Annotated in this window: 15 protein-coding genes; 3 read left to right on the top strand and 12 right to left on the bottom strand. The window is 60.5% G+C overall.

Features of this window, described 5'->3' with window-relative positions; all coding sequences use genetic code 11:
- Window positions 1-88: 88 nt before the first annotated feature.
- The 5 genes from BLL38_RS15710 to BLL38_RS15690 all read right to left on the bottom strand — a co-directional run bounded on the left by BLL38_RS15710 (window position 89) and on the right by BLL38_RS15690 (window position 4244).
- A complete protein-coding gene (locus tag BLL38_RS15710; RefSeq protein ID WP_076963384.1) occupies window positions 89-1318 on the bottom strand; it encodes a nucleoside recognition domain-containing protein in 1230 nt (409 codons plus the stop codon).
- Window positions 1319-1413: 95 nt separating this feature from the next.
- On the bottom strand, window positions 1414-2745 hold the full coding sequence (gene gltP, locus BLL38_RS15705) for a glutamate/aspartate:proton symporter GltP (protein WP_057444842.1): 1332 nt from the start codon (window positions 2743-2745) through the stop codon (window positions 1414-1416).
- A 513-nt stretch (window positions 2746-3258) separates the two neighbouring features.
- A complete protein-coding gene (locus BLL38_RS15700) occupies window positions 3259-3726 on the bottom strand; it encodes an inhibitor of vertebrate lysozyme family protein (protein ID WP_076963383.1) in 468 nt (155 codons plus the stop codon).
- A 2-nt stretch (window positions 3727-3728) separates the two neighbouring features.
- Window positions 3729-3893 carry a DUF1328 domain-containing protein gene (locus tag BLL38_RS15695; protein ID WP_003170804.1) on the bottom strand — a complete coding sequence of 55 codons (165 nt, stop codon included), beginning with the start codon at window positions 3891-3893 and terminating at the stop codon, window positions 3729-3731.
- 66 nt (window positions 3894-3959) lie between these two features.
- Window positions 3960-4244: a hypothetical protein gene (locus tag BLL38_RS15690; protein ID WP_076963382.1), complete on the bottom strand. Its 285-nt coding sequence runs from the start codon at window positions 4242-4244 to the stop codon at window positions 3960-3962.
- 390 nt (window positions 4245-4634) lie between these two features.
- On the opposite strand from BLL38_RS15690, the gene algB reads away from it, so the two are divergent.
- Both algB and BLL38_RS15680 read left to right on the top strand, forming a co-directional pair.
- Window positions 4635-5981 carry a sigma-54-dependent response regulator transcription factor AlgB gene (gene algB / locus BLL38_RS15685; protein ID WP_076963381.1) on the top strand — a complete coding sequence of 449 codons (1347 nt, stop codon included), beginning with the start codon at window positions 4635-4637 and terminating at the stop codon, window positions 5979-5981.
- A 10-nt stretch (window positions 5982-5991) separates the two neighbouring features.
- Complete coding sequence (locus BLL38_RS15680; protein WP_076963380.1) at window positions 5992-7779, top strand: KinB sensor domain-containing domain; 1788 nt, start codon at window positions 5992-5994, stop codon at window positions 7777-7779.
- 17 nt (window positions 7780-7796) lie between these two features.
- Here BLL38_RS15680 and BLL38_RS15675 read toward each other — a convergent pair whose 3' ends face one another.
- The 6 genes from BLL38_RS15675 to BLL38_RS15650 all read right to left on the bottom strand — a co-directional run bounded on the left by BLL38_RS15675 (window position 7797) and on the right by BLL38_RS15650 (window position 13420).
- Entirely contained in the window at window positions 7797-8579 is a 783-nt protein-coding gene (locus BLL38_RS15675; protein WP_076963379.1) for an N-acetylmuramoyl-L-alanine amidase, read from the bottom strand.
- An 89-nt stretch (window positions 8580-8668) separates the two neighbouring features.
- Window positions 8669-10747, bottom strand: a complete 2079-nt coding sequence (locus BLL38_RS15670; RefSeq protein ID WP_076963378.1) for a GGDEF domain-containing protein — start codon at window positions 10745-10747, stop codon at window positions 8669-8671.
- The gene (locus BLL38_RS15665) at window positions 10744-11622 is read right to left on the bottom strand and encodes an endonuclease/exonuclease/phosphatase family protein (protein WP_076963377.1); all 879 of its coding nucleotides are present in this window, start codon (window positions 11620-11622) and stop codon (window positions 10744-10746) included. The genes BLL38_RS15670 and BLL38_RS15665 overlap by 4 nt, the downstream gene beginning before the upstream one ends.
- A 10-nt stretch (window positions 11623-11632) precedes the next feature.
- The gene (gene dsbA, locus BLL38_RS15660; RefSeq protein ID WP_076963376.1) at window positions 11633-12268 is read right to left on the bottom strand and encodes a thiol:disulfide interchange protein DsbA; all 636 of its coding nucleotides are present in this window, start codon (window positions 12266-12268) and stop codon (window positions 11633-11635) included.
- 200 nt (window positions 12269-12468) lie between these two features.
- On the bottom strand, window positions 12469-13083 hold the full coding sequence (locus tag BLL38_RS15655; RefSeq protein ID WP_076963375.1) for a c-type cytochrome: 615 nt from the start codon (window positions 13081-13083) through the stop codon (window positions 12469-12471).
- A gap of 46 nt (window positions 13084-13129) precedes the next feature.
- The gene (locus tag BLL38_RS15650) at window positions 13130-13420 is read right to left on the bottom strand and encodes a c-type cytochrome (protein ID WP_076963374.1); all 291 of its coding nucleotides are present in this window, start codon (window positions 13418-13420) and stop codon (window positions 13130-13132) included.
- A 192-nt stretch (window positions 13421-13612) separates the two neighbouring features.
- Between BLL38_RS15650 and yihA the strand changes: the two genes are divergently transcribed.
- The gene (gene yihA / locus BLL38_RS15645) at window positions 13613-14254 is read left to right on the top strand and encodes a ribosome biogenesis GTP-binding protein YihA/YsxC (RefSeq protein ID WP_076963373.1); all 642 of its coding nucleotides are present in this window, start codon (window positions 13613-13615) and stop codon (window positions 14252-14254) included.
- Between the two features lie 268 nt (window positions 14255-14522).
- On the opposite strand, the gene polA is transcribed toward yihA, so the two are convergent.
- Entirely contained in the window at window positions 14523-17318 is a 2796-nt protein-coding gene (gene polA, locus BLL38_RS15640; protein WP_076963372.1) for a DNA polymerase I, read from the bottom strand.
- Window positions 17319-17324: the final 6 nt, after the last annotated feature.

The raw sequence follows: 17324 nt of genomic DNA, 5'->3' as shown, positions 1-17324 counted from the left end.
CTCATCGCAGGCAAGCCAGCTCCCACATTTTGATGTGTGAACACCGTCAAATGTGGGAGCTGGCTTGCCTGCGATAGCGGTCTGAAGCTTAGCCAAAGAACCAGTAGCAAACCGCAATCGCCGCCACCACACCCGCCAGCTCCGCCAGCAACGCACACCCCACCGCATGCCGCGCCCGCTGGATGCCCACCGAGCCAAAGTACACCGCCAGCACATAGAAGGTGGTCTCGGTACTGCCCTGGATCGTCGCCGCCACCAGCGCCGCGAAGCTGTCCACGCCTTGGGTCTGCATGGTCTCGATCAGCATCGCCCGCGCCGCGCTGCCGGAGAATGGCTTGACCATCGCCGTGGGCAAGGCGTCGACAAAGCGCGTGTCCAGCCCGGTCCAGGCCACCAGGTGGCGAATACCTTCGAGGCCAAACTCCAGCGCCCCGGAGGCGCGCAGTACGCCAACTGCACACAGCATCGCCACCAGGTACGGCAGCAGGTTCTTGGCGACGTCGAAGCCCTCTTTGGCGCCTTCGACAAACGCTTCGTAGACCTTGACCTTGCGCAACGCGCCGATCAGCAAGAACAGCATGATCAGGCCAAACAGCGTGAGGTTGCCGAGGATCGAGGACAAGCCCGCCAGGGCCGTGGCCGACAGAGTGGCCAGCAAGGCCATGAAGCCGCCCAGCACCAGCGCACCGGGGATCAGGTACGCCAGCACCACCGGGTCCCACAGGCGCAGGCGCTGCATCAGCGCCACCGACAGCAGGCCCACCAGGGTCGAGGCGCTGGTGGCCAGCAGGATCGGCAGGAACACCAGGGTCGGGTCAGGCGCGCCTTGCTGGGCGCGGTACATAAAGATCGTCACCGGCAGCAGGGTCAGGGAGGACGCGTTGAGCACCAGGAACAGGATCTGCGCGTTGGTCGCGGTGTTGGGGATTGGGTTGAGCTCTTGCAGCGCCTTCATGGCCTTGAGGCCGATCGGCGTCGCCGCGTTATCCAGGCCCAGGCCGTTGGCGGCAAAGTTGAGGGTGATCAGGCCGATGGCCGGGTGACCGGCCGGCACTTCCGGCATCAGCCGCAGGAACAGCGGGCCCAGGGCCTTGGCCAGCCACTCGACAATCCCGGCCTTCTCGGCGATACGCAAAAAGCCCAGCCACAGGGTCAAGGTGCCGAACAGCAGCACCATCACTTCCACCGACAGTTTGGCCATGGCGAAGATACTCTCCACCATCGCCGCAAAGATCCCGGCATTGCCCCCCACCAGCCATTGCGCCAGCGCCGAGACCATTGCCACGACAAAGAAGCCAAGCCACAGGCCATTGAGCATCAGTCACACCCCTTTAAATATGTGGCGAATGATAGCGGGGCTGGCAGAAACGACAAACCCCGGATTTACCGGGGTTTGTGCGTATCAAGCAGGGATCAGCCCTGGCTGGTCTCGCCAGCCGGCAGCGCGGTCTTGGTCCGCCAGTGCGGCAGGGAGTTCCAGTAGCGCTCGCCCTTGGCATCGTCGTACATGCCTTCCCAACGCGCGATGACCAACACGGCCAGGGCGTTGCCGATCACGTTCAGGGCGGTACGCGCCATGTCCATGATGCGGTCGACACCGGCGATGAAGGCCAGGCCTTCCAATGGGATGCCCACGCTGCCCAGGGTCGCCAGCAGGACCACGAAGGACACGCCCGGCACGCCGGCGATACCTTTGGAGGTGACCATCAGGGTCAGTACCAGCATCAGTTGCTGGCCAACCGACAGGTCGATGCCATACAGCTGGGCAATAAAGATCGCCGCGATGCTCTGGTACAGGGTCGAACCGTCAAGGTTGAACGAGTAACCGGTCGGCACCACGAAGCTGCAAATGGCTTTCGGCGCACCGTAGGCTTCCATCTTCTCGATCACCCGTGGCAGCACGGTCTCGGAGCTGGCGGTGGAGTAGGCCAGTACCAGCTCATCCTTGAAGATGCGCATCAGCTTGATCACCGAGAAGCCAAACAGGCGGGCGATCAGGCCAAGAATCACAAAGGCGAAGAACAGGATGGCGACGTAGACCAGGATCACCAGCTTGGCCAACGGCAGCAGCGAGGCGAAGCCGAAGTTGGCCACGGTCACGGCGATCAGGGCGAATACGCCGATAGGGGCGTACTTCATGATCATGTGGGTGACTTTGAACATGCTCTCGGACACGCCCTGGAACATCGTTACCAGGGGCTCGCGCAGGTCTGGCTTGAGGCTCGACAAGCCCAGGCCGAACAGCACGGAGAAGAAGATGATCGGCAGCATCTCGCCACGGGCCACGGCGGCAAAGATGTTCGACGGGATCAGGTTGAGGATGGTCTCGATGAACGCATGTTCATGCTGCACCTCGGCGGCAGTCGCCTGGTACTTGGAGATATCCACGGTGCCCAGGGTGCTCATGTCGATCCCGGCACCGGGGTGGAACAGGTTGGCCAGCAGCAGACCGACCACAATCGCAATGGTCGTGACCACTTCAAAGTAGACAATGGTCTTTACACCGATCCGACCGAGCTTTTTCGCATCCCCCACACCAGCGATTCCGACAATCAGCGACGAAATCACGATCGGGATCACGATCATCTTGATCAGGCGGATAAAGATATCGCCCGCCGGCTGCAATACGTTGCTGATCCACCAGGCCTTTTCGGCACTGAAGTGGTTGAGTACAGCACCGATTGCAATCCCTAGCACCAGACCGATGAGGATCTGCCAGGCGAGGCTTAATTTTGCCTTCTTCATGTCATTACCCTTGTTTCAAGTGGACTCAGGCAGATGCGCCAGCTGGAACGCCCGGGAGCGAAAAAGTGTGAGCATCAGCCTCCATTGAAGGTCACCGCAGATGGCCGATATGGCTTACTGGCAAGCGAAAAAAGGCGCAACTATTCCGATGCGTGGGGGCATAGTCTAATGCCGTAAACGCCTACCCTATACCGAATCGGCATGGGTTTTTGCAAAGAAAATTGTCTGTTTGGTCAGTTTGAATGCGACATTTTGTCAGGCATACATGCCGTGAACCGGCCATTTCAGGCTCGCTCAGGGATTTTCGGTTTTTTTGCCGGGCGGGAAAAACTCGTGAGAATTCCTAGGCATACCCTTAAAAAACCAGTCTGGCCGAGGGCAAACTTTCTCGATAGATGGTCGTGCAGTAACACCGTGAAACGGTTGGGATGAGGCAGAAGGGAATTTTTCAGCTATGTGCGGCATAAGCGCCGATCGGTCATGCACCGCCGTTACCCGGCGGTGCACACAGGCCTAGTACCAATTCGGGTCTTTCTTGAGTTGTTCCATCAGCAGCTTCTGCATGCCTTCATCCGGCTTGCCGATGAAGCGGTAACTGGCGTGCCGGGTCGGCGACTTATCGGCGGGCAGCCCGGCAGGTACTTCGACCAACATTGCGTAGGCGTCCTCCTTATCCAGGCTGAAAGCAACGATCAGGCGTTTATTCAGGCAGGTATCAGCCGTTTCACACAGCGGGCCTACCAAATACCCGTCACTGTCTTCCGTCACGGCATTCATTTGTTCAGACGTGCCCGAAAGGTTGATCACCCATTCAGGCAAGCGCTCTTCCTTCTTGACCACACCTTGCCAGGTTTCCCGATACTGCGGGTCGGCATTGAGCAGCTCATTGGCCCGCGCCTGGCCGTCATTGGCGGCCATGGCCAAGCCACTACCGCCCAACAGCAGGGCGGCAGCAAGGGTTTTGAGAGACAAGTTGGACATGTTCAGCCTCGACCACGACGGCCAAAGAAGAAAGAAGCGATGAACATCACCAGGAAGACGACAAAGAGAATCTTGGCGATACCCGTGGCGGTGCCCGCGATACCACCGAAGCCCAGGACTGCAGCCACAATGGCAATGATCAGAAATGTGATTGCCCAACTCAACATGGTGATTCTCCTTTTACGTCTCTAAGAGGACTGCTATGTCGCCCCCCAGGGGCGGCAGGTTCGTGCCTAGAACACCCAGCGTTCCTGGACCGGTTCGTCATACAGGGCAATGTCCTGTTCGACCGCCATCATGCGTGGGGCTGTCACGTCAGCGCTGTGGCTGCCAACGGAACGGAAATGGGTCTGCGTCATGTGGGCGCGCTCGAACTGCGGGGCCGACTGCTGGCTCTGCTGCCAAACCTGTAATTGCTGACCACCGATCAAGGTCACCATCAAGGCAAGGCTGGCAAACAGCCCCTGTTGAAGGCGCAGTGGCGATACACGCAATGGCTTGAGGCTTTGGCGAGTCATCCTGAATCTCTCCCGCATGTTGTTTTGTTCGTTGATCACGCTTGTAGGAGAGGTATTGCAGAGTGCATGCCAGTTTTTTAATCAAATAAAAATCAATAAAATCAGTGCGTTATAAGATCAAAGAGTTTCTTCCCAACAGCATCCTGCACGATGCGCCTATCCTCACCGTGCGAAATGCACGATGGTCAGGGCTCGGCTTATGGAATCAGAAGGGGCTGTAGGACTGGCGAAGCATCAAGAAAGGTCGAAAACGCACTGCACACGCGCATAAGTAGGAAGGGTCGTAGATAGCTGCGCGATAAGGCTTTCAATCAATCAGAATAAACCATGCAACTTGCCCGATTATTCCGGGACTAACCAAGATCAATCATTTTTAGGAGCGCGGGACAGATGGAATCAGCCAAGGAACTTCAAGGCCGCATTCTTTTAGTGGACGACGAGTCCGCAATCCTGCGCACCTTCCGCTACTGCCTGGAAGATGAAGGCTATACCGTAGCCACCGCCAACAGCGCGGCCCAGGCCGATGCCCTGTTGCAACGCCAGGTGTTCGACCTGTGCTTCCTGGACCTGCGCCTGGGCGAGGACAACGGCCTGGATGTGCTGGCGCAGATGCGTATCCAGGCGCCGTGGATGCGCGTGGTGATCGTCACCGCCCACTCGGCGGTCGATACGGCCGTGGATGCGATCCAGGCCGGCGCGGCCGATTACCTGGTCAAGCCCTGCAGCCCGGACCAACTGCGCCTGGCCACCGCCAAGCAACTGGAAGTGCGCCAGCTGTCGGCCCGCCTGGAAGCGCTGGAAGGCGCAGTGCGCCAGCCCAAGGATGGCCTCGACTCCCATAGCCCCTCGATGATGGTGGTGCTGGAGACGGCCCGCCAAGTGGCCGGCACCGATGCCAATATCCTGATCCTCGGCGAATCCGGCACAGGTAAAGGTGAGTTGGCCCGGGCGATTCACGGCTGGAGCAAAAGGGCGAAAAAATCCTGCGTCACCATCAACTGCCCGTCCCTGACCGCCGAACTGATGGAAAGCGAGTTGTTCGGCCACAGCCGCGGGGCCTTTACCGGCGCCAGCGAAAGCACCCTCGGCCGGGTCAACCAGGCGGACGGCGGCACCCTGTTTCTTGACGAGATCGGCGATTTTCCCCTGACATTGCAACCCAAGTTGCTGCGTTTTATCCAGGATAAGGAATATGAACGTGTCGGCGACCCGGTCACCCGGCGCGCCGATGTACGCATCCTGGCGGCGACCAACCTGAACCTGGAAGACATGGTGCGCGACGGGCGTTTTCGCGAAGACTTACTGTATCGACTGAACGTCATCACCTTGCACCTGCCGCCCTTGCGCGAGCGCAGCGAGGATATCCTGACCCTCGCCGACCGCTTCCTGGCGCGCTTCGTCAAAGAATATGCGCGACCGGCACGCGGCTTCAGCGATGACGCCCGCGAAGCACTGCTCAACTACCGCTGGCCCGGCAATATCCGCGAACTGCGCAACGTGGTGGAACGCGCCAGCATCATCTGCGCCCAGGAAAAGGTCGAAATCAGTCACCTGGGGATGGCCGAGCAACCGGCCAACAACTCACCGCGCATTGGTGCGGCGTTGAGCCTGGATGAGCTGGAAAAGGCCCATATTGGCGCCGTACTGGCCACCAGCGACACCCTGGACCAAGCGGCCAAGACCCTGGGCATCGACGCGTCGACGCTGTATCGCAAACGCAAGCAATACAACCTGTGAGCTGCACCTTATGAAGCTGGCGATGAAACTGCGCACGCGGCTGTTCCTGAGCATTTCTGCGCTGATCACCGTGGCCCTGCTCGGGTTGCTGCTGGGGCTGGTGAGTGTCATGCAAATGGCCAAGACCCAGGAATCCCTGATCCGCAGCAACTTCATTACCCTGGACCTGGGGCTCAAGCTGCGCCAGACCCTGGGCGACCAGTTGATCATGATGCTCAACGACACACCGGACCCGCTCGCGCTGGAGGCGTCCAAGCAACAGTATTTCAAGCTGTTGGACCAAGGCATCAGCCATGAAATGAGTGTCGCCAAGATCGGAGGTTTCACTCAGGCCAAGGCTAATTACCTGACGTTCCTGGAAGCATTTGAAGAAAACGAACACACGCCTGCGTCCCTGCGCAATAACGAAAAAATCACGGCCAGTTTCAACGTCTTGCGCAACGGGCTGATCAGCGAACACAAGGGCGCGCTGGAAAACATCAATGACACCGAACGCCAGTCTCGCGAACGTGCCCTGTGGATCGCCGGCCTGCTCGGCCTGGTGGGCCTGGCGGTACTGATTATCGGCTTCATCACCGCCCATGGTATCGCCCGGCGTTTTGGCGGGCCGATCGAAGCCCTGGCCAAGGCGGCCGACAAAATCGGCCAAGGCAACTTTGATGTCACCCTGCCGATTTCCTCGGCGGCAGAAATGAATCAGTTGACCCGGCGCTTTGGCATCATGGCCGAAGCCTTGCGCCAGCATCAGGCGACCAATGTCGACGAACTGCTCGCCGGCCAGCAACGCTTGCAGGCAGTGCTCGACAGTATCGACGACGGCTTGCTGATGATCGACCGCCAAGGGCGCCTGGAACACTTCAACCCGGTCGCCCAGCGCCAGTTGGGCTGGAACGAGACCCGCCTGGGGCAGGGCCTGGGTGAAGCACTGCAACGCCCCGAGATGGATGAGCAACTGCATCTGGTACTGCGCGGCGGCAACCTGGAACGTGCACCGGACGATCTGGAAGTAGAGGTCGAAGGCGAATCGCGCCTGTTGACCTACAGCATGACGCCCGTCAGCCACCATCAGGGGCATATTCTCGGCGCCGTGATGGTGCTGCATGACGTGACCGAGCAACGCGCCTTCGAGCGGGTGCGTAGTGAGTTCGTGCTGCGTGCCTCCCATGAACTGCGTACGCCGGTCACTGGCATGCACATGGCATTCGGTCTGTTCCAGGAACGGGCGAAATTCCCCCCAGAGTCCCGCGAAGCCGACCTGTTGAACACGGTCAACGAGGAAATGCAGCGCTTGATGCAACTGATCAATGACCTGCTGAACTTTTCCCGCTACCAGAACGGCCTGCAAAAGCTCACCCTGGCGCCGTGCGACATCAACAACCTGCTTGAACATGCCCGCGCCCGTTTTGCCGAGCTGGCGAATGCGCAAAACATCGACCTGGTGATAGAAGCACAAGCGCAACTGCCCAGGCTGCATGCCGACCAGGCGCAATTGGAACGAGTCCTCGACAATCTACTCGGCAATGCCCTGCGCCATACCAGCGACGGCGGGCAGATTCGCCTACAGGCGCGGCGCCATGGCGAACGGCTGATTATCAGCGTCGAGGACAACGGCGAAGGCATCGCCTACGGCCAGCAGGGCAGGATTTTCGAGCCTTTTGTGCAGGTGGGCCGCAAGAAAGGCGGCGCCGGCCTGGGGCTGGCGCTGTGCAAGGAGATCGTACAGTTGCACGGTGGCCGCATGGGGGTCTATTCCCGGCCGGGGCAGGGCACGCAGTTCTATATGGCGTTGCCGTTATAGATGCAGCTGCAAGTAGCCTAGCGCTTGCGCTCGTTCAGTGCCTGCAATATGGCTGCGCTTTGCGCATCCGGCGCGCCATCGAACAGCGCCGGCCGGAAGCGCATCTGGAAGGCGGCAAGCACACGCCGCGTTGCCACATCCAGCTCGCCGGTCTGCGGCGTGGCATACCCCAAGCGTGTCAATGCTTCCTGGAACCAGGTGATGCTCGGTAGCTGAGCAGCGTACTGCGCCTGATACCGCGCGACCGCCTGGGCCTCGGGCCAGATCCCCAGGCCTTCATCCGCCAGGCGCTTCCACGGGAACAGTGGACCCGGATCAAGTTTGCGACCGGGGGCAATATCGCTATGACCGATAATGAACTTTGGGTTGATCCGGTTGCGCTGGCTGATGTCCTTGAGCAAGGCCACCAGGGAGCGGACCTGCGCTTCGGAGTACGGATACCAGACACGCCCGGTGGGTGTATCGCGGTAGCCCGGGTTGACGATCTCGATACCAATGGAGCTGGAGTTGAGCCAGGTACGCCCCATCCATTCACTTTCCCCGGCATGCCAGGCGCGCTTGCCTTCATCCACCAGCTTATAGATGGTCGCACTGGCGTCATCGCCAATCAGGTAGTGGCTGCTGACCTGGCCTTTGGTCAATAGCGCCAGCGACCCTTGAAGGTTGGTAGCGGTGTAGTGCAGGACGACAAACTGCACGCGATTGTCGAAGTTCGCCGACGGGTGGCTGGTATCCAGCCGCGGCCCACTCGCACAGCCGCCGAGCGTGAGCAACACAAGAGCAATAACTAGAAATTTCATGGCAACAGACAGTACGCTAAAGACAATAATGCAACAGTGTAACGTACCATTTGCCGGTCAGCGGCCAGCTTACAAAATGGAACAACTTTTCAGGCCGCCTGTACCTGGTTGCGTCCTGCCGCCTTGGCCCGGTACAAGGCTTCGTCGGCGCGCTTGAGTGCCAGGTCGCTGCGCTCGCCGGGCTGGAACTGCGCCATGCCGATGGACATGGTGATGGTCACCCGCTCCCCCTTGAAGTGAAACGGGCACGCTTCAATGGCCGTCCGCAGGTGCTCGCCAAGCTCCAGCGCATCGCCCAGCGCCGAATCCGGCATCAGCAGCACAAATTCCTCCCCCCCGAAGCGCGCAATGAAATCCGTCGGCCGCAGGTGCTTGCTCAACACATTGGCAATGATCTTCAGCACCTTGTCGCCCGCCAGATGGCCGTAGCTGTCATTGATGCGCTTGAAATGATCGAGGTCCAGCATCGCCAGTGACAAGCTGTTGCCCTGTTGATGCCAGGTATTGACCTCATACTCCAGGCGCTCGCTCCAGGCCGCACGATTGGGCAAGCCGGTGAGCGGGTCGATCAGCGCTTTTTGGCGCTGGACCTCAAGGTGGTCACGATAACCCTGGGCCTCCTGCTCCATGCTCACGACCCGCTCGGCCAGCCCCTGCAACCGCGCAGCGACTTCATGTTCACGCTGGTCACGCTGCTTTTGATGCTCATCCATGGCGCCCAACAGCCCCTCAAGATGACTTTCCAGCACTTGCTTGAGGTCATCGAGGTCGGATGCTTCCTGGACACTGCTTTGCAGGCCATCCATCTGTTCACGGATTTGCGTATCCATCTCGCGCGCGGCGCTGCGACTGTCGGCGTGCCCGTCGCTGGCCGCCTGCAGATTGCTCTGGAAGGCCTCCAGCCGCTCGTTGAGACGCTTGAGATAGGCTTCAAACTCGTGCTGGCCGCTATCGGTGATGGCCAGCATCAATACCGCCAGATCATCGAGGATCGGTAGCAATTCGTACCAGTTCAGCCCGTGGGCCAGGCGTTCGCGCATGGCTTCAGCCTGGGGCCGGTGATGCTCGGGCAGGTCGAGGTCGCTCAGCAGGCCGAGCAGGGTGCCTTCAATGTGCTTGGCAACTGAGCTGTAGGAAGGCTCTGGGGAATCAGGCAGGGCGTACAGCGCCTCGGGATCGACTTCAGCCGCCTCGTCATCCAGCACAGGCGGCAACGATAGGCTGCCGATTGCGGTTGGTTGCGGCACCTGCGGCAAAGCCTGAGGCACAACCTCCGCCACTGCGACCGCGCTTTCACGCAGCGGCGTAGCGCTCACCTCGACCGGCTCGGGCAGTTCCGGGGGCTGGGCTGCAACCGTGGGCATTTCGACCGGCGATAAGCGGGGAGCAGCAACCTGGGGCAGTGCTACCACGCGATCATCCACATCCGCCCGGGGTGCAACGGGCACCGGCGCAGGTGCGGCCTCAGGCACCGCCGGCGGCGGGGCCTGGACTTGCGGTGTAAAGGCACGCAGGGCCTGGGCCAGCTCGGGCGTTTCCTCCGGCGCCTGCGGCACTGGCTGCGGCGCAGGAGCGGCTGCCAGCGCAGGACCCTCCCGGGCAGTCGGCGAAACGGCGGGCTCAACCGGCGCGACGTCAGCCTCCGCCTCCTTGGCACCAAACAGGCGCTGCAACAAACCTGGGCGCGGCTCGTCATTCGACTCAAGATTGCTCAGGGCCTGCCCTTGCAGGCCGCTCAACTCGCTGAGCAGCAGGGGAATTTCTCGCGCCTGGCCGACGCGGCTGTCCAACTGCTTGGCAAAGCTCTTGAGCGGGCGACTGACTTCCCGCGGCAAGGGCAGCGCCTGCAGTTGCGCCACCAGGGCGGTCAGCGCGGTGCTGATCTGATCGACCCGTGTCTCACGGCGTTGTTCGGAGTCCAGCACGGCCTTTTCCAGGCGTGGCAACAAGGCGGCGAGCGCGGCGTCCATGTCATCGGTGCGCACCACATCGCGCATCTCTTTCATGCACTGGTCCACGGCCCGGTCCGTGCCTTCGGCCGCCAGCGTGCTGCGCACCAGCCCACGGCGCAGCAAGTCGAGGCGCGCAGCCCAACGGCGTTCGAGCTTGTCTTGTTGCTCGATGCTTAACAGGTATTTTTCTTTCCAGCGCTGGGCGTCGTCGCTCATGCAAGGGGTCCGCGGGGGCCAGGGCTCAACGCGGGTAATGCATCCACCGTGAGCGAACCCGGCAGACGAATCTCTACCGCGACCGGCAGGTGATCGGAAATGGGTTGGGCCAGTACCTGCACACTTTCCAGCGTCAGGGTCGGGCTTAACAGAATGTGATCCAGGCAGCGTTGCGGACGCCAACTGGGGAACGTAGCCTCGACCTGCGGCGCCAGCAGCCCCAAGTCGCGCAACGGAGAGTTCTGCAGCAGGTCGCTGGCATGGGTGTTCATATCCCCCATCAGCACCTGGTGTTTGTAATCGCCGATCAGCTCACGGATGTAGGCCAATTGCAGGGTCCGGGTACGCGCGCCCAGCGCCAGGTGCATCATGACCACCACCAGCGCCTCCGGGCCCTCGCCAAACCGCACGAGAATCGCCCCGCGCCCTTTCGGGCCCGGCAGTGGATGGTCTTCGATCACCCAGGGCTTCAAGCGGCTGAGTACGCCATTGCTGTGCTGGCCCAAGCGCCCGAGGTTGCGATTGAGTTGTTGATACCAGTAGGGAAAGGCACCGAGCTGGGCCAGGTGTTCGACCTGGTTGACGTAGCCCGAACGCAGGCTGCCACCATCGGCCTCCTGCAGGGCCACCAGGTCGAAGTCACCCAGCAGGTCGCCAATCTTCTGCAGATTGTCGGCCCGACCATTGTGGGGCAGCAGGTGCTGCCAGCCACGGGTCAGGTAATGCCGATATTTCTCGGTGCTGATGCCAACCTGGATATTGAAGCTCAACAAGCGCAGCCGGCTGTCCGCCGGCAGGCCGGTGGACGCGAGGTGGTGTTCATTGACCTGTGGATCGTGCCGGCCAACCACCCGTTCAGTACCCCAGCGACGCATGGCGAGCCCCTTACTTGGCTGCGCGCTCTTTGGCGATCAACTGGTCGGCAACGTTGAGGGTCGCTTCAGGACCGCCGGTGGAGCCGAGGTCAAAGCGGTACTTGCCGTTGACGATCAGGGTTGGCACGCCTTGCACGCCGTACTTCTGCGCAAGGTCCTTAGCCTGTTTGACCTGGCCCTTGATGGCAAAGGAGTTGAAGGTGGTGAGGAACTTGTCCTTGTCCACGCCCTGGGTGGCGAGGAAGTCAGCCATTTCTTCAGGCTTGGTCAGGCGCTTGCCTTGTTTTTGGATCGCATCGAACACCGCGCCGTGAACCTTATGCTCCACACCCATGGCTTCCAAGGTCAGGAACATCTGGCCGTGGGCATCCCAAGGGCCGCCGAACATGGCCGGGATGCGCTTGAAGTTCACGTCCGATGGCAGCTTCTCGGCCCAAGGGTTGATGGTGGGTTCAAAAGAGTAGCAATGCGGGCAGCCATACCAGAACAGCTCTACGACTTCGATCTTGCCCGGCACGGAAACCGGCACTGGATTGGTCAATTCAACATAGGTTTTACCCGCTTCAAGCGGCACATCGGCAGCTTGGGCGGTCATGCCGAACAGGCTGGCAGTGACGAGAGCGGCGCTGAGGATCAATTTACGCATGCTTTACTCCTGGACAAATAAAGTCGCCTCGCGCGACCTTTTTTATGACAGGCCGGCACGGGCATGAGTTCGTTAGTGTAACGGTAGCAGCCACAAAAAAGGGCAGCCGCAGCTACCCTTTTTATGCTTGCATCAACGGATTAATCGAGCGTTAACGTTACACGGCATGTCGGCCCTTGCAACGCAGGTTTATCCAGGCCTTACTTGTGCAAGCCTTGGATGTAGCTGGCTACCGCTGCAATGTCTTCGTCACTCATCTTACGCGCGATGGTACGCATGGTCATGGCATCGCCATCGTTGGCCCGACCGGCGTCTTCCTTGCGGAAATCAGTCAATTGCTTGGCGATGTACTGGGCGTGCTGGCCACCCAGGTGCGGGAAGCCTGCTGCGGCGTTACCCGAACCGTCCGGGGAGTGGCAACCGGTACAAGCCGGCAGGCCTTTGTCCAGGTTGCCGCCACGGAACAATTGTTCACCACGGGCGACCAGTTTCGGATCTGCCGCGCCCACACTGCCGGCCTGGCTGGCGTAGTACGCCGCGATATCCGCCAGGTCCTGATCGCTGAGGTTGGTCAGCAAGCCGGTCATTTCCAGGACCGTGCGCTTGCCGTCCTTGATGTCGTGCATCTGCTTGGTCAGGTATTTCTCACCCTGGCCCGCCAGTTTTGGAAAGTTGGGTGCCGGGCTGTTGCCATCCGGTCCATGGCAGGCACCACATACGGCGGCCTTTGTCTGGCCAGCAGTAGCGTCACCTGCAGCATGGGCAACACCAGTGATGCCCAAGGTCAACAGCAGACTCACGATCAATTTGTTCATCAGCTAATCCAATTACGGCTAAAGGTTATAGAGTTATGGACCGGGTCTACTCGCTCATCAAAAGGATGATGGCCTGGTAATCCTCGGCACGGCATTCCATGCACAAACCACGCGGCGGCATCGCCTTGAAACCCTGGGTCACACGCTGCACCAGCGTATCCATGCCTTGCGCCAGTCTCGGCGCCCAGGCTGCCTGGTCACCCCGCTTGGGGGCCATTGGCAACTGCCCGGCATGACAAGCCGCACAAACGCGGTTGTACACAGCTTCCGGATCCTGTGTAGCCTGCGCACTGTAAAGTGGTAACAGGACACCGACAGCTAGCAGCCACTGGGTCATACGTCGACCTTTTCAGGGTTTGGAAGCGTTTTGCGTTCTAATGCGCAATAAAGGTCTATCGCTCCCGTGAACTTCATCCTTCGCTGGGACAAAGCACACACAAAATCTGCGGCATTATATACTGGCGCCACTGAAACGGGAACGACACTACTTGCCGCACCCATTCCCGGCACCGCCCACATCGGAAATCCCATGCAACTCAAGAACCCCATCCTCGGTCTGTGCCAACAGTCCACGTTCATGCTCAGCGCCGCCAAAGTCGACCAATGCCCCGACGACGAAGGCTTTGAAGTGGCCTTCGCCGGGCGCTCCAACGCCGGCAAGTCCAGCGCGCTCAACACCCTGACCCATGCCAGCCTGGCTCGCACCTCGAAAACCCCGGGCCGCACACAGTTGCTCAACTTCTTCAAGCTAGACGATGATCGGCGTCTGGTCGACCTGCCGGGCTACGGTTACGCAAAAGTCCCTATCCCATTGAAGTTGCACTGGCAGCGTCACCTGGAAGCCTACCTGGGTGGCCGCGAAAGCCTGAAAGGGCTGATCCTGATGATGGATATCCGTCATCCCATGACCGACTTCGACCTGTTGATGCTCGATTGGGCAGTCGCCAGCGGCATGCCGATGCACATTTTGCTGACCAAGGCCGACAAGCTGACCTACGGCGCCGCCAAGGGCACCTTGCTCAAAGTGCAGGCGCAAATCCGTAAAGGTTGGGGTGATGCAATCACCATCCAGCTGTTCTCGGCGCCCAAGCGCATGGGCCTGGAAGATGCCTATACCGTGCTGGCCGGCTGGATGGAGCTGGCGGACAAGGGCGCAGAACTGGCCGAGTAACTTTTCTGTGGGCAAAAAAAACCCCGGACTTCGTATGGGGAGGGGAAGTTCGGGGTCCAAGTTCCGGACCGCTAGGGCGGGGTCCAGATATCTGCCAACACTTAACACAACATAGGAGCATTGAAGGGCTTCACCACCCATTCAGTAACTCTGAGTGACTTTTCATGGGTTAAGTTCCGGCACAGCGCAAAACTATTGGAAATAACCCTCGGAGCTTTCCGATCTAACAGGCACAGCTGCGACGTCATGCCGCAGCCGTGCCAGCCGATCAGTGCGCCTCGTCCCAGTTATCCCCCACCCCGACTTCCACCAGCAGCGGCACATCCAGTTGCGCGGCACTGCTCATGTGCTCGCGAATCTTCTCGCTGACCTCGGCCACCAGGTCTTCGCGGACCTCCAGTACCAATTCATCGTGCACCTGCAGGATGACCTTGGCGTCGAGCCCCGACTCCGTCAGCCAGTTGTCGACCTTGACCATGGCCTTCTTGATGATATCGGCGGCAGTGCCCTGCATCGGCGCGTTGATCGCGGTGCGTTCGGCGCCCGCGCGCTCCTGCGGCTTGTTGGAGTGGATATCCGGCAAGTACAGGCGACGTCCGAACAGGGTTTCCACATAGCCTTGGTCGGATGCCTGGGCGCGGGTGCGTTCCATGTACTCGCGCACCCCCGGGTAGCGGGCGAAGTACACATCGATGTAGGCCTTGGCCGTCTTGGTATCGACGCCAATGTCCTTGCCCAGCTTCTGCGCACCCATGCCGTAGATCAGGCCGAAGTTGATCGCCTTGGCGCTGCGGCGCTGGTCGGACGTGACCTCGCCCAACTCGACCTTGAACACCTCGGCCGCCGTGGCCGTGTGCACATCCAGGTTATCGCGGAAGGCGTTGAGCAAGCCCTCGTCCTTGGACAGGTGCGCCATGATCCGCAGTTCGATCTGCGAATAGTCCGCCGCCAGCAGTTTGTAGCCCTTGGGCGCAACGAATGCCTGGCGGATCCGCCGGCCTTCGGCGGTGCGCACCGGGATGTTCTGCAGGTTCGGATCACTGGACGACAAGCGCCCGGTGGCGGCCACGGCCTGGTGATAAGAGGTGTGGATACGCCCGGTACGCGGGTTGATCTGCTCGGGCAAACGGTCGGTGTAGGTGCTTTTGAGTTTGCTCATGCTGCGGTACTGCATCAGCACCTTGGGCAATGGATAGTCATCTTCGGCCAGTTTGGCCAGCACTTCCTCGGCGGTAGAGGCCTGGCCCTTGCCAGTCTTCTTCAATACCGGCAGCCCGAGTTTTTCGTAGAGGATCGCCCCCAATTGCTTGGGTGAACCGAGGTTGAACTCTTCGCCGGCGATCTCATACGCCTGGCGCTCCAGTTCCACCATCTTGTTGCCCAGCTCGATGCTCTGCACGCCAAGCAACGCGGCATCCACCAGGGCTCCCTGGCGCTCGATCCGCGCCAGTACCGGCACCAATGGCATCTCGATATCTGTCAGCACGCTGGCCAGGCTCGGCAAGGCGCTGAGTTGCTCATACAGCGCCAGGTGCAGGCGCAGGGTCACATCGGCATCTTCGGCGGCGTAGGGGCCGGCCTGTTCCAAGGCAATCTGGTCGAAGGTCAGCTGCTTGGCGCCTTTGCCGGCGATGTCCTGGAAACTGACGGTGTCATGCTCCAGGTACTTCTTCGCCAGGCTGTCCATGTCGTGGCGGGTCGCCGTGGAGTTCAGCACGTAGGATTCGAGCATGGTGTCGAAGGCGATGCCGCGCACGGTGATGCCGTGCGCCGGGTCGCCGCCGATGGCGCAATTGGCCAGGATGTTCATGTCGAATTTGGCGTGCTGGCCGACCTTGAGCTTGTTCGGGTCCTCCAGCAACGGCTTGAGCGCCAACAACACCGTATCGCGATCCAGTTGCTCAGGCACGCCGATGTAGGAATGGGTCAGCGGGATGTAGGCCGCTTCATTGGCCTGCACGGCAAACGAAACCCCCACCAGTTGCGCCTGCTGGGCATCGATACCGGTGGTTTCGGTATCGAAGGCAAACAATTTCGCGTCATTGAGTTTTTTCAGCCAGACGTCAAAACGGGCCTGGTCGAGGATGGTCTCGTACTGCGCCTGGACCGGGGCCACAGGCGCTTGGGCCTCAACTGCAACCTGGGCCGGCGCAACGTCAGCGGCGGCCTTGAGCTCGACCCGCTTGGCGTCGCGCTGAATCTCATCGATCCAGCTCTTGAACTCCAGCAGGGTGTACAGCTCAAGCAGCTTCTCGCGATCCGGCTCGATCAGGTGCAAATCGTCCAGGCCGACAGCCAATGGCACATCGACCTTGATCGTCGCCAACTGGTAGGACAGGAACGCCATCTCCTTGTGCTCTTCCAGCTTGGCCGGCAGGGTCTTGGCCCCACGGATCGGCAGGGTCGGGACAATATCGAGCTGCTCGTAGAGCTCTTTCAAACCGCCGTTCACACCGACCAGCAGTCCCGAAGCGGTCTTAGGACCGATACCAGGAACACCCGGGATGTTGTCGGAGGAATCGCCCATCAGTGCCAGATAGTCGATGATCTGCTCGGGAGCGACCCCAAATTTCTCCTTTACGCCGTCGATGTCCATGGCGCTACCGGTCATGGTGTTGACCAGGGTAATGTGCCCGTCGACCAGCTGTGCCATGTCCTTGTCACCTGTGGAGATCACCACCGGGCGGTCGGCAGCCGCGCTGCTGCGGGCCAGGGTGCCGATCACGTCGTCGGCTTCAACGCCTTCGACGCACAGCAGCGGGAAGCCCAGGGCAATTACGCTCTGGTGCAGCGGCTCGATCTGCACGCGCATGTCATCGGGCATGCTCGGGCGGTTGGCCTTGTATTCGGCGTACATGTCATCGCGAAATGTCCCACCCTTGGCATCGAACACCACCGCGAACGGGCTGTCCGGGTACTGCTTGCGCAGGCTTTTGAGCATGTTCAACACGCCCTTGACCGCACCGGTCGGCAGGCCTTGGGAGGTGGTCAGCGGCGGCAGCGCGTGGAAGGCGCGGTACAGATATGAAGAACCGTCCACCAGGACGAGGGGGGCTTGGCTCATGAGCAG

The sequence above is a fragment of the Pseudomonas gessardii genome (assembly GCF_001983165.1).
In the GTDB taxonomy this organism is placed as follows: Bacteria; Pseudomonadota; Gammaproteobacteria; order Pseudomonadales; family Pseudomonadaceae; genus Aquipseudomonas; species Aquipseudomonas gessardii.
The sequence above is the reverse complement of the archived record's forward strand: the minus strand, read 5'-3'. Positions and strand labels throughout refer to the sequence as shown.

Excerpts from the sequence above, each read along its gene's own strand:
- polA (WP_076963372.1), bottom strand. The coding sequence starts at position 17,318 with ATGAGCCAAGCCCCCCTCGTCCTGGTGGACGGTTCTTCATATCTGTAC.
- BLL38_RS15675 (WP_076963379.1), bottom strand. The coding sequence starts at position 8,579 with ATGAAATTTCTAGTTATTGCTCTTGTGTTGCTCACGCTCGGCGGCTGT.
- BLL38_RS15700 (WP_076963383.1), bottom strand. The coding sequence starts at position 3,726 with ATGTCCAACTTGTCTCTCAAAACCCTTGCTGCCGCCCTGCTGTTGGGC.
- BLL38_RS15710 (WP_076963384.1), bottom strand. The coding sequence starts at position 1,318 with ATGCTCAATGGCCTGTGGCTTGGCTTCTTTGTCGTGGCAATGGTCTCG.
- BLL38_RS15650 (WP_076963374.1), bottom strand. The coding sequence starts at position 13,420 with ATGACCCAGTGGCTGCTAGCTGTCGGTGTCCTGTTACCACTTTACAGT.
- BLL38_RS15680 (WP_076963380.1), top strand. The coding sequence starts at position 5,992 with ATGAAGCTGGCGATGAAACTGCGCACGCGGCTGTTCCTGAGCATTTCT.
- BLL38_RS15670 (WP_076963378.1), bottom strand. The coding sequence starts at position 10,747 with ATGAGCGACGACGCCCAGCGCTGGAAAGAAAAATACCTGTTAAGCATC.
- BLL38_RS15695 (WP_003170804.1), bottom strand. The coding sequence starts at position 3,893 with ATGTTGAGTTGGGCAATCACATTTCTGATCATTGCCATTGTGGCTGCA.
- BLL38_RS15665 (WP_076963377.1), bottom strand. The coding sequence starts at position 11,622 with ATGCGTCGCTGGGGTACTGAACGGGTGGTTGGCCGGCACGATCCACAG.
- algB (WP_076963381.1), top strand. The coding sequence starts at position 4,635 with ATGGAATCAGCCAAGGAACTTCAAGGCCGCATTCTTTTAGTGGACGAC.
- BLL38_RS15655 (WP_076963375.1), bottom strand. The coding sequence starts at position 13,083 with ATGAACAAATTGATCGTGAGTCTGCTGTTGACCTTGGGCATCACTGGT.
- yihA (WP_076963373.1), top strand. The coding sequence starts at position 13,613 with ATGCAACTCAAGAACCCCATCCTCGGTCTGTGCCAACAGTCCACGTTC.
- gltP (WP_057444842.1), bottom strand. The coding sequence starts at position 2,745 with ATGAAGAAGGCAAAATTAAGCCTCGCCTGGCAGATCCTCATCGGTCTG.
- dsbA (WP_076963376.1), bottom strand. The coding sequence starts at position 12,268 with ATGCGTAAATTGATCCTCAGCGCCGCTCTCGTCACTGCCAGCCTGTTC.
- BLL38_RS15690 (WP_076963382.1), bottom strand. The coding sequence starts at position 4,244 with ATGACTCGCCAAAGCCTCAAGCCATTGCGTGTATCGCCACTGCGCCTT.